Below are 12,677 nucleotides of genomic sequence, written 5' to 3'. Positions count from 1 at the left end.
CATCGGGCCCATTTACGGCCGAAAGCCTCTCGCAGACCAGCAACAACCTCTGAAAAAACAAAACCCCCGAAAAATGGGGGTTCGTCAGCAGTCTGGGGCTGCGATCATCGCAGCCTGTTTTCTTTTAGCGTCATGTCGTCTCAGGGCGTTCCATAATGCTGGGGGTCGCGCGTTCGAATGTGTTTCGCTCCGCCCAACCTTCGATTCAAGCCGTTGGTTTCCATGTGCACTCTTGCCGCCGCCTCCCGTTCCGCCCCCCGACTGCGCGAGGGGCTTGGAATTTCCTCTGCTGGCAGATTGAGCGAAGCCTGAAACGCATGGCAATCGAGATCGACGTCTCAACAGCGGGTGCGGCCATTCTGCATGCGTAGCACGACCGCCCGCATGGCTGCGAAAAGCCGACAGTGGGAAGCTGAAACGAGCGGACTGTCGGCTCCGTTCCATAGCGCTGACTGTTTCGGCTCAGACTTGATGGACTGTTACCATCAGTAACGTATAGACTTATGTCATGGCCCCATGGACTTTGTGTAGTGGCACCCTCCTACAGTTCGGTTGAGAGACGCATCAATGCCAGACGCAGCCCCCGCTACCCCGGAATCCGGAGGCATTAAGCTTCGATTTCTGGAACTCTGCCAGTTTCGCCGGCTCGGCAAGGTCCAACTAGACATCGATAGAAAGACCACCATCCTTGTCGGCGCAAATAACAGCGGGAAAACCTCGGTTCTTGTTGCTCTTCGCCACTTCCTTGCGGATGGAGCCCCCTTCGGCGCTTTCGACATCAGTCTCTCGCAGTGGCCAAAACTCCGAGCTCTTGGCAAATCTTGGGAAGCGCTGACGGAAGACCCAACAACGGTGGCCGGGTCCGAAGATTCATGGAAAGAGCAACTCCAGACACTTCTTGCGGCCATGCCGACGTTAGATCTCTGGTTCGATGCAGAGGCTGGCATGTACCACTATGTCGTACCCTTCCTTTCCAGGTTCAGTTGGAAAGGAGGCGCCGTCGGTGTTCGCTTACGACTGGAGCCAGCCGCCAGCGTTGATGAACTGAAGCAACTGGCCTGGACGTATCACACTGCGCGCTCACCGGTAAAGGATATGGGGGCTGACTCGCTAGCGTGGCCCATCGACCTTCTTGATTTCTGGTTGCGTGAGCCATCGAAGCTCGGCCAAGTTCGCGCATACAAGCTAGATGCAGATAACAACCCGGTAACGGATTTCGCGACCTACGTTACTCAGCCGCTCGCTGCGGATGCCAGCCCAATTGAGCGTAAGCACCTGTCGAGATTGATACGCGTTGATTTTGTTGCGGCCCAGCGTGGGCTCGGAAGCGAAGAGGCAGATTTACGGTCTGCCTCGGGACCGCATCGGGTCGGCATGTTTTCAAACCAGCTTCTCAAGTTTGCCCGACAGCACTTGAACGTTGCCAGCACCGGGCACGGCCACCGTGCAGACCTTATCAAGGCCGTGGCTGAGGCACAGAGAGACTTGGACAAGAAGATTCACGAAGCCATCGCCGATTCTGTTGAGGAAGTGAAGGAACTCGGCTATCCGGGTCTGCATGACCCCCAAGAGATTCGATTCCGCACGCGCATCCAGACGGCTGACTTGCTCGACCATGGGACTGCTGTCCAGTACAGTATGCAAAAGGAGTCACTCGAAGATCTCCTGCCTGAATATTCCATCGGGCTCGGCTACCAGAATCTCCAGTCCCTCAGCTACCAACTGGTTTCCTTTAAAGCAGCCCGGCTCAAGCCTGAAAAAGGTTCTCCTGCACCCGTTCACCTTGTGATGATTGAGGAGCCTGAGGCGCACCTTCATGTTCAGGTGCAGCGCATCTTCCCCGACAAGGCACACAAGCTCATTAGCCCGACTGAGAAAGACGCGTCAGCCCTCAAAAGCCAGCTACTCATCAGTACCCATTCGAGCCATCTTGCTCATGCGGAGAGCTTTGATCGGCTTCGATACGTTCGCCGCATCGCGAAGAGCGCGGCGAACCCCATGCCGACGACTGAAGTGGTCAATCTTGGACAGGTTTTTGGTGATGACAAAAAGACCCGCCAGTTCGCGGAACGCTACTTCCGCGTTCAGCACACAGACCTGCTGTTTGCCAATGCAGCCATTTTCGTTGAGGGCGTTGCAGAGCGAATGCTGGTACCGCTCTTCATTGAGCGCGACTTCAAGACACTGAACAGCCGCTACGTGTCATTTCTGGATATCGGAGGGAGCCATGCCCACCGACTCAAACCACTTGTCGAGAAGCTCCGGATTCCTACGGTCATCATTACCGACATCGACCCCTCCGAAGAAAAGGAAGGCAAGTCCAAGAAGAATGGTGAGCCGACCAAGAAACTCGTCGCGGTTGCGAACACGGGGCAAGCTGGACTTCACTGCGGCAACCCCACTCTTCGCGGCTGGCATCCGAAGCTGCAGCAACTCGATGATTTCAAGAACCCAACTGACGCTCAGTTGGTATGGAACGAGACCGCAGATTGCCTTGTGCGATTCGCTTGGCAGTTGCCTGTCGCCGAAGCTGACGGCAACTGGCCAAGCACGTTTGAAGACTCACTCGTTCTCACGAATGTGCCCTGGTTCAAGGGCCTGATGGATGAGAAGGTCGATGAGGATGGCGTGGAGATTGAAGCACCAACAGGGGCACTTGGCTCTGTCGCAAAAAGGGTTGCTGAGGCCGGAAGTGTTCCAGAATTGCTGGGTGCGCTTCACACACTCATGCACAGTTCGTTCGATAAAGGGGACTTCGCCGCGAGCATTTTCGAAATGGTCTCGTCGGATGAGCCCGTTGTATGCCCAAAGTACATCGCGGACGCCCTGGCCTGGCTGCAGGCGCAGCTTGAGCCAAACCAGGAGTCGATGGTATGAGCGCGGTCCCTATCTTTGCCGATAACGACCGTGATGCTGGGGTTGTCGAAGAAATCTGTGGCTATCTCACTGAGGATCCTCCGCGCTGCTATTTCCTATTCGCCGGCGCAGGCTCCGGAAAGACGCGTACTCTCGTAGAGGTGCTACGTCGAATGACAGGCGTCGTGGAGCACGAGAAGGGCAGGGGGCTTGCCCGACGCCTGCGGATGTACGGGCGCTCGATACGTGTGGTCACGTACACGAAGAACGCGGTCGCGGTCATCAATGGGCGCCTCGGGGATAACGACTTGGTGGAGGTCTCTACCATCCACGCATTCTGCTGGGAACTCATCAGCGGATTCAACGATGACATTCGCGCAGCGCTCATAGCCGTCAAGGAAGCTCAACTTGAAAAGGAAACGGCGGAAGCGCTAGCAAAGCCGAAGGGAATCACGGCGGCAAAGCAGCGGGATCTGGATCAAATCAAGGAGGACATAGAGGCGTTCAGAGGGACGGGTGTGTTCATCTACCATCCGGACCGCGAGACGTATGGCCCTGGTGCGCTTGCCCACAAGCACGTCCTCGACGTAACGGCCTGGCTCCTCAAGAACAGCCCTACGCTTCAGACTATCCTCAAAGACCGGCACCCCATCGTGCTCATCGATGAGTCACAGGACACGATGAAGAGTATGTTGGATGCCTTGATGGACCTTGCGGAGCCAAGGGGGAGCGGCCTGACTCTCGGACTGCTCGGCGACCATCGGCAACGCATCTATACCGACGGGCATTCGGACCTTCCAAGTTTGGTACCACCGAACTGGGCGACGCCGGAACTGCAAATGAACCATCGCAGCCAGCGCCGGATCGTTGCTCTCATTAACAGAATCTGGGAAGCAGAACTCGAGGGTCGGACCCAACCTGCGAATGGTGTGGAACAGCATCCAAGAGCCGAGAACACAGGTGGGTTGGTTCGGCTCTACGTCGGTGACGCATCGCTTTCTCCAGAAGATAAGGTTCTCGGCGAACGTTGGTGCGCAGACCAGATGCGGGAGGCGAGCGGGGCAACCGCCTGGAGTCACGGCGATTACCAGTTGCTTGCTTTGGAACATAAGCTCGTCGCGACGCGTGGCTCGTTTCTCGATGCATATAGTGCCATGGTTCTGCTTGACCCGAATGCTGCCGCACCTACTGGGAGCGGCGAAAACAAGGGGCCGGCTGCAGTACAGATTTTATTGAACGAACTTGCCCAACTAGAGGCGTGCGTTGGTGCCGATGGTGCTCTGGATGAGTTCAAGGCCACAGAAGTTTTCCGGCGCCACGGCCGCCTCGATGACATGCCCGAGGACACGGCGGCGCGAGCAAGCCGCGTCGACGAAATGCTTCAAGCCATTGGAGTTTTGGCCGCCGCTTGTGCAAATCCGATTTCAACAGTGGAAGAGGTGCTTGAACCAGTCTTGAGGGCAAAGCTGTTTGAGGTTGACCATCGTCTCTCGGCGGCATACGCGGACAAGTCGCCCCCACCTCCGGCGCCCGGTAGAGGCGACGAGGAGTCCAAACAGGACCGGATGCGCCGTGGCTGGTGCGCGCTGTTCGCTTCCCCTTGGAATCAGCTGCAAAAGTACCGCACCTACCTCGCTGGGAATTCAGTGCTGGCCACCCATCAGGTTGTCAAGGGCTCTGAATTCCTCCATGTCATGGTTGTGATGGACGACAAATCGGCTGCCGGCAACCAGATTTCCTACGACAAGATTTTTGGTGGCACGGAACTCAGCAAAGCGGATAGAGAGAATGTAGAGAAAGGCAAGGAAACGACTATCGACCGTACGTTGCGCCTCCTTTACGTCACCTGCAGCCGCGCCCAGGAGTCGCTGGCTCTTGTGCTCTGGTCGTCCGACCCCGCAGCGGCACTAGCGCGAGTCAAGGGCAGCGGCTGGTTTGCTGACGGCGAAGTTGGGTCGATTCCGTAGGCGGCTAGTAAAAATGCCATTGTTTGACCATGAGCAATGCTCGCCAGCGCCTAGGCTGTGCGTCGGACCGGTAAGCCGTTCCCGTAAGTCGTTATGAGCTCGTCGGCCCCATTGGATGTTCTGCTAGATCTGACGCCTCAGCAGCGAAACTTGCTGTTGATGAGGCCACTCTTACAGTTGGAACTCACCAAGAACAAGTTCTCGGATTCGACTGCCGACGGGCGGAGCCTCTTCGATGGTGTAGACACGCACTATCTCAGCCTCGCCGCCTTGACCCACATGATGGAGGGCACGGCAGTCGCCGTTGGATACACCCAGGAGGAGGTGGTCCAGCACTTGGCCGCAATCGTGTCTCGGATGAAGCCTGCCGCGACGGCGGGGCAATCCCTGCGTATTGCTGAGATCGTTGTGGACGCGCTGGACAACGCGTCTAACAACTACCTGGAGCATTCGTACGAATACTTCCATGCCCCTTCTGGCGAAACCCGGAAGGTGAGCTTTCGGCTGACGACCTACGAGCCCGACCTCGAAGACGAGTACCGATACCGCCCGACGGCAGAGGGATACCTCGTCCTCATGGGCATGCTCGATCTGAAGGTCGAGGACCATCAGATCCTTGTCGAGCGCATGCTGCAGCTGCTGATAGAACGTGGTCGATTCGATCAGGCCTACGAGTTCGCAAGGCGGGCTCGGATGCTCTCTATCGAGCACCGTCAGCAGATTCGAGACTTCATTCATCAGGCTTGGCGGGCGCCCGGCTCGGTTGCCTGGGCGCGCGATATCGCGCCACGGCTGAACGAAGCGCGTGTGCACATCCACGCACGTCAAGAAGAGGACAGGCGCATGGAGGAATCGGTCCGCGAGCAACTGATTCAGGTGACTGACAGTCAAGCGCGAGAGCAACTCGTGCGGTTGCACGACGTTCTCAAAAGTGCAAGCGGGGTGCGCGCCCACCTTCAGGTCGACGTGACCGGGGCCGGTGACAAGTTCATGGATGCGCAGGCGGGTGCATTCCGTTCGCGCCGTCCGTCCTCTTTCCCCGACTTGGAGACTCGGCTGCTGCCTGAAGCGTTGGCGACGGCTCAGACCGCCTTGGCGGGGAGCGTTGATGCACTGCTTCTCAGCTTCTATCCAGCCGTGGTGCCGAAGGCGCCTGACCTCTCGAATCTGCTGGCGCTGCTATTTTTTCGCCGTGAATACGACGAACCTGGCGAAGACGAATCTGAGGGCGGAGAGCTGATGCCGTTCAAGAAGTACCTCGATCCGTTTCCAGAGGACATGGCGCAGTTCGTTCAGGGCTGGGTGTCAGCGAAGTTCGCCATCGGCGGCAGCTGGAAGCTGGATGAACTGCTTGCGCATGCCGAGGACGAAGGGCTTACCTTGCTGGAGCGCCAATGCATCGTCTACGTGCTCTATCGTAGCTACCCGGATAGCGAGAATCTGTTCAAGAGCATGCGAGCACACGCGGATGGCGAGTTCGTGGCTGACGTGGCAGCAGGCGATAACCTTCGTTTCGATCCCGTGGAGACCAGATGAGCAGCATCCATCGCGAGGCCACCAGACTTCTCTACAAGGCGATGAACCTGACGGGCTCTCCGTCGACAGATTCAGAGTACCGAGACCTGCTGCACAAATTCCGCGGCGACCCGACGTTCTCCCTGGCGGTCCAGGAGGCGGCGATTGGTCTGGAGCTTCACATTTTGGACGTGAGTGAGCGGGGCCTGATCGTGGCACCGTCGTCAAAAGAGAGCCGGTTTTCTCTCCGGATGGTTGACTTGCGTGGACAGTTCAATGCGGAGCAGAAGGTGGCCCTGGCAATGGCGCATCTGGCCATCGCCGCCGTCTTTTTCCCAACCACCGACCGGCTGGATGATGACGCCAAGGCGCCGCTGCCTGCGACGCTTGCACGCTTTCGCGACACGCTTCTGGGCACCGTCAATCGCCTCTCGGACGCTCAAGGCTCGGATGAAACGACAGACGTCGCGGAAGATCTGATGCCTGGTTGGCAGTACTTGAAGCGCTTGCCGGCTGTGAACCCGAAGGCGGAACGGGCATCTGCATCCTCCGTGGATGGCTTCGTGCGGATCGCCGTTAACAGAATGGTCGAGTACGGCTTGCTGCGGATGGTTCGCGAAGGCGAGGACGAAGCGCTGTCACTCTTCACCGCGACGCACAGGCTGCGTGTCCATTTGCGTGAGCTCACGCTGCCTCGACTTTTTCACGTGACTCGCGATGCGGCGAACGCTACGGGGGCTCTCTGAATGCAGCGCATCTCAAGAATCTACGTCAGTCATTTCGGTAGTCCAACGGCTTGGTACGACAGCCATTTGTTTGGGCTGGATGACCCAGATACAGACAGCCCTACGGACACGGTTTTCAACCTGGAGAACGCGGGCGGTAAAACCTCGTTACTCTCGTACATCTTCAGCTGCTTTGAGCCGAAGCTGGATCGGTGGCTCCAGCACTTGCAGACGAGAAACCATCACTTCCATGACTACTTTGCGCGTGACGGCCGCCCTTCGTTCATCTTGATTGAGTGGCGGATGCCGGGCCGGGCTGCCGGCTCGCCTGATTACAGTTTGCTGATTGGGCAAGCTGTGACCATCAAAGACAGTGTCGAGCGAAACAACGACGTCGAGCGATGGTTTTTTGCCTACGAGGTAGCGCCCGGACTGTCGGTGGAGGATTTCCCCGCTCCCGGCCTTGGCCCGACCCCTGTTCGGACCATGCACGAATTCGTGCACTGGCTTCAGGAGGCCGCAGCAAGATCGAAAGGCGACTTCTTCCGCACCAAGACCCAGGATGACTGGATCAAGCATCTGGGAAACGTGCGCGGGCTGGATATAGACCTGCTTCGGATGCAGGTCGACTTCAACAGCAATGAAGGCGGCATGGAGGAAGGCTTCCTCACCTTCAACTCGGAAGCTGACCTGATACGGCGCTTCCTGCTGCTGACGCTCGACCCCGAGAGGTCGGCGACGGTGCGCGCAGGGTTGGCTCAGACCGCCGACAAGTTGAAGGCACGACCGCGGTACGAGCAGCAACTGCAGCAACTCACGAAGCTGCACACGGTCATGGTGCCGTTTGTCGATGCAGCGGCCGAGTTCCAGGCTGCCTCAGAGCAGCATGGCTCAACGAGAAGACACGCAGCGAGTCTGGCCGCTGCGTTGTGCCGTGGCGGGCAAGAGAAGGAGGCCGCTGCAGTTGAGAAGCGCACCTATGCTGAGCTTCAAGAGGGCGTGGCAAAGACCGCAGAGAAGAACGCCGAGCTTCATGGGGCCGATGTGGTGGCGTTGAAAGGCTTGCAGCTCCATCGCAAGGTCGTTGCTGCGAAAGCAGCGGAAGAGCTCGCGGTTGAGAAACTGGCCGCAGGGGAGAAGCGGACCCGCATGCTCCGTGGGGCCAAGGCGCTCGGTCATTGGGAAGCCAAGACCGAAGCAGCGAAGGAGCTTGAAGGGCTCGTCGAGTCAGAAGAACAAGGTCTCCAGTCGGTACGGCAGCAAGCGGAGATACAAGGGGCACTACTGGACTGCGCGCTAGCCGCTGCGGAGGCCAGCGACAGGTCCAAGATGGCTCAAGCCGCTGCGCAGGAGATGGCGGCTCAGCAGCAGGTCACGGCTATCGGCCAACAAGAGCAGCAGATCAACGGCAGTCTCGGCAAGATTGCCAATGAGCAAGGGCAGATTGAAGCGTTCCTCGAAACGTTCAAGCTGCAGCGTCAGCGGCTGGAGCAGAATGGCCTCGTGTTGCCATCGGATCTGCGAGTTGAAACTGCCATCGAGCGTGTGCAGCTCCAAATCGAAGAGCTTGAGGCACAGGACCAGGTACTTGGAGAGCATATCCTTGGCCTACAGGAGCAAGAGCAGCAGCATCGGAACGGTGCCGCCGACCAAGGCGTGAAGGCGGCTGCCGCAGCCTCAGATCAACGGGCGCTGGAGGACTTCCTGTCCAAGGGACGTTCAATGCATGACGAACTTGCCCAAATGGAGGTCATGCGTGCCGCGGCCGACGCGGAGCTTGCTGATCCCGATTCCACAACCCTGCTCGACGACCTTGGCGCGTTGCTGGCAGAGGCTGACCGAGAAATCAGCGAGCGCGATGTTCGGCTTGCACAGCTTAGTTCGGACCGTGGCTCAATCGTGGAGACTGGCTTGGCGGGGCGCAGCGCCGATGTGGACGCAGCCGTTCGGCAACTCCATGCCTTGGGCATCCGGTCCGCCAGAGCCGCGAATACCTATGTGGCCGACCTGGTTTCGGATGTCGAGAAAGCTGCGCAGTTGGTGCTCTCAGATCCCGCGCGATTCCTTGGTGTTGCCGTGGCTCAAGGAGATTGGGCGAAGCTCGAGGAAAAGCTGGATGACGTGAAGGTCAAGCTCAGGATGCCAGTCACGGTTGCCCAGGCGTCTCTGGATCCTCAACACGCCGCGGCTGGAAAGATTGTCTTCGCACCTGAAGACGCGGCGCTGTTCAACAAGGAGGCAGCCAAAGTCGCCCTGGGCCATCTGGATGCGCGTATCGCCTCGACAGGAGAGCAGCGCGATGCGTACCTGAAACGGAGAGCGGACGGGAACGCTGGGCGAGAGACGCTGCTGAGATATCAGAGGGAGTTTGGGGCAGCCCGGCTGAAGCAGGCAGATGCCGACCTCGACGATCTGAAGGTTCAGGAAAGTACGGCGAAAGAGCGGCAGAAGGAGCTTCTACTGCTGGCGGAGCAGGCCAAGCAAGATCGCGTGCAAGCGGAGAGCCAGCGCAAGCCGCTGCCCGGAAGAATCGAGGCAAGCAAGACTGCCCTGCGGCGGCTGGTGGAGTTCCAGCATGACTACGAGGAACCTAGCGGCGCAAAACAGAGGCGGTCCGATGAGCTTGCGTCACAGGCCGAGCTCGAAAAGGCGCGCCTCGTCGATTTGGCGGTGCAGCGCAATGAGGTCGATAAGCGCCGGCTTGGCTTCATCAACGACAAGGTAAGGCACGAGAACAATGCCCGAGTTCACTCCACGAACCGTGCGGGTATTGCCTACATCGACAGGAAATACCCAGCAGAGCAACAACTGGAGGCTCGGCCACGCGCTCTCGAAGTGCTGAGGGCGACATACGATGACGCGGCCGCCGCCTTGGAAGCTCAGGAGCGTGACAAGCTAGGCGTCCTGGCAGATCGCCTGAAGACCGCCCGATTGGAGCGGCAGTCTGCTGAGACTGCGTACAAGGAGGACTATGGCGACCTCTCGCCAGACGAGCTCGCGCCACTGCGGACCTTGGACTTTGAGACTGAGGTCCGCGAACAGAACATCGTCAATCAGCGGTTAGGAGAGTTGAGCAACGAGGCAGGCAATAACCACGTGTCTGCCACGACAGAGCACAAAATCTTCTGGAAGAGTCAAAAGCAGCATTTGCCGCCGACGCTGCAAATGGAAGCGCTGAACGACGTTGAGCTGGCTGAACAGATCTCCGCTACCGAAGACGATGTGGTGAAAGCGACCGAGATGGCTGATCGGGCGAGAGGCGAAGCTCAGCTTGCGCGAAGGCAGGCAGAGGATGCACAGCTTGCTGCGTCAAAGCTCAGTACGCTGCTTGCTTCTCTGACCGCCGCCGTTCCAAAGATGGATGACGACTTTGACCTGCTGGATTTGCCGGTGGAGCCGGAGCAATACACGACGGAACTGATCCGTCGACATGGCGAGGCCAAGGAACGAGTGGACAGGCAGCGCGACAAAGCGCTAACGGCTTTCCAGGCTCTGGTGGCTGCGGCCATGGCGAGGGACCTGATTGAGGTCGAGGCAGAACTGGCCCGAGATATCTCTGACAGCAACTTCGACCTGGCGTGCTCTGACCGGCTGCGTGTCCTCGAGCTGATCCTGGATCGGATAGCGGCCGCGAAGGATACCCTGGACACTATGGAGCCGGACCTACAGAACTCGGTCGGCGAGCTCTACAACCTGACATTCGAAGGCATCGCCTTGCTGACAAGGGCTTGCAACAAGACGATGCCGATGGCCGCTCCTTACGTTGGCGGCAAGCCCATCATCAAGATGAAGGCAAATTTCAAAGGGATTCCCGTGGAGGCCCGTAAGGAGGCCATCCGAGCCTACTTCAACGGGCTCATCAAAGTTGGGACCGTGCCTGCCAAGGGCGCAGACCTGGTAGTTCAGAGCCTGGTTGCCATCAGTGGCCGGTCGGACCTGGGTGTCGACGTGCTGAAGATGGAGCAGAACGAAGCCCACCAGTACCAGCTCGCCAGCGAGCTCAAGGGTTCCAAGGGGCAGGGCAGCGTCATCGCGATGTTCCTGTATCTGCTCATCAGCCAGCTTCGCTCCGACACCCAAGCCACTGCCAAACGTGCCGGCGGCGGACCGCTGATCCTGGACAACCCATTTGCGAAGGTACAGACGCGGGCACTCATCGACGCACAGCGCCTTTTGGCCAAGGAAATCGGCGTGCAGCTCATCTTTTTTACCGCCAATGCGGACGCCAACATCCTGGCTGGCTTTCGCAGAGTCATTCGCCTGCGCAAATCACACATGAACTCCAGGTCCCAGAGGTCGCACATCGAGATGATTTCGGCGACATTCGAGGACCTGACTGCTTCTGAGCTGCCAGCGTGAACGAATCCTTCCTGAACCAGCTCCGCGCCCATCCAAGGAAGCGTGTCACTCTGGCCGAGTTACGCCAGGCATGGTTGAGTGTGCATCCGGAGCAGGTTCAGCACCCTGAGCGGGACGCGTTGATGCTGGAAACCCTCATCGCGTATGCAGAGCAGGGGCATCTTGCTCTGCCCGCAGCCAACAGTTTTGAGAGGCTCGGCCATCCGCGAATGCCAAAGTTCGTCACGCTCATCGCTTGCGGTCAAAGAACTCCGGCCATTGATTGGGCCGCATTGCCATGGCTCCCCGAACTGGGCTTCTGGCCGCTCCTGACAAATTCGGAAAAGCATGCGGCGTTCGCCATCAATGAATGGATGCGGCGTCCCAAAGGCCGGCGCTTGTTCGTTCCCCTCAGGGAACGGGCGTTGGAGATTTTCGGGGACGAGAAATTCCTTGACCTGCGCGTGCGCAATGATGCGCTCTTCGCAGGAAAGCTTCCTTTGAGCGCCCTCGGAGCCTTTTTGGTGTCCCCGCCGCTTCCGCACCGGAAGGCCGATGCACCTGGACGACCGGTGGTCATCGTTGAGAACCACCACACGTACTGGAGCCTGGGCGAGTGGAACGTGAGAGCGAAAAGATATGCAACGGTGATTTACGGGGCAGGCTATGCGGTCTCATCAACGAGCCGGGCGCTGGACGAAGTCCTGCGTGAAGTGCAGGGCACATCCGTTCTCTACTTTGGTGACCTCGACCCCGAGGGCGTTGCCATCCCGTTGCGCATTCAGAGCGCTGGGGCGGGTGAAATCTGTCCGGACGTTGACCTCTATCAACTGGCGCTAGCCCATGGCCGCAGAAGAGACGGGGTTCATCGGGTTTTCGACGACGTTCCCACATTGCGCCGCTGGCTCCCCTCCCTCGTGTCAGAGGTTGAGGCGATGTGGATCGAGGGCCAGTGGATCCCTCAAGAGGGTATAGGTACCGAGTTGTTGCATGAGCGGGGTGACCAACTGCTGGCCTAATGACTGATTCCTCAGCCAGTAAATGTCTGGAACAGGTCGAGCGGAGTCAATCGCCCCTTCTCATCTGCGCGACCGCAATCAGCCTAGAACAGGCGATCGCGAGCCTGGATGTAGGCAAGTGTCGATGACAGAAAAACCTTCCGCACCAATGCCCCAGTTATTGTAATCTTCGACAAGGGTTATTCATGATGACCTGCCCCCTTCAGCCGTGCCAATGTTGAGTTAGCGAGTCCAAGGGTTTGGAGATTACTGGATCT

6 protein-coding genes are annotated in these 12,677 nt (G+C 58.6%); all 6 read left to right on the top strand.

Annotated features, from left to right (window positions below):
* Positions 1-567 precede the first annotated feature (567 nt).
* The 6 genes from C666_RS16820 to C666_RS16795 all read left to right on the top strand — a co-directional run bounded on the left by C666_RS16820 (position 568) and on the right by C666_RS16795 (position 12,420).
* On the top strand, positions 568-2,877 hold the full coding sequence (locus tag C666_RS16820; RefSeq protein ID WP_004344265.1) for an AAA family ATPase: 2,310 nt from the start codon (positions 568-570) through the stop codon (positions 2,875-2,877).
* The gene (locus C666_RS16815) at positions 2,874-4,823 is read left to right on the top strand and encodes a UvrD-helicase domain-containing protein (protein WP_004344264.1); all 1,950 of its coding nucleotides are present in this window, start codon (positions 2,874-2,876) and stop codon (positions 4,821-4,823) included. Before C666_RS16820 ends, C666_RS16815 begins: the two co-directional genes overlap by 4 nt.
* Positions 4,824-5,000: 177 nt before the next feature.
* Positions 5,001-6,359: a hypothetical protein gene (locus C666_RS19380; protein ID WP_154666263.1), complete on the top strand. Its 1,359-nt coding sequence runs from the start codon at positions 5,001-5,003 to the stop codon at positions 6,357-6,359.
* Complete coding sequence (locus C666_RS16805) at positions 6,356-7,084, top strand: hypothetical protein (RefSeq protein WP_004344260.1); 729 nt, start codon at positions 6,356-6,358, stop codon at positions 7,082-7,084. The genes C666_RS19380 and C666_RS16805 overlap by 4 nt, the downstream gene beginning before the upstream one ends.
* Complete coding sequence (locus tag C666_RS16800; RefSeq protein WP_004344258.1) at positions 7,085-11,422, top strand: coiled-coil domain-containing protein; 4,338 nt, start codon at positions 7,085-7,087, stop codon at positions 11,420-11,422.
* Positions 11,419-12,420, top strand: a complete 1,002-nt coding sequence (locus tag C666_RS16795; RefSeq protein WP_004344256.1) for a Wadjet anti-phage system protein JetD domain-containing protein — start codon at positions 11,419-11,421, stop codon at positions 12,418-12,420. Before C666_RS16800 ends, C666_RS16795 begins: the two co-directional genes overlap by 4 nt.
* The last annotated feature ends 257 nt before the right edge of the window (positions 12,421-12,677 follow it).

It is taken from the genome of Thauera linaloolentis 47Lol = DSM 12138, from assembly GCF_000310205.1.
GTDB lineage: Bacteria > Pseudomonadota > Gammaproteobacteria > Burkholderiales > Rhodocyclaceae > Thauera > Thauera linaloolentis.
The sequence above is the reverse complement of the archived record's forward strand: the minus strand, read 5'-3'. Positions and strand labels throughout refer to the sequence as shown.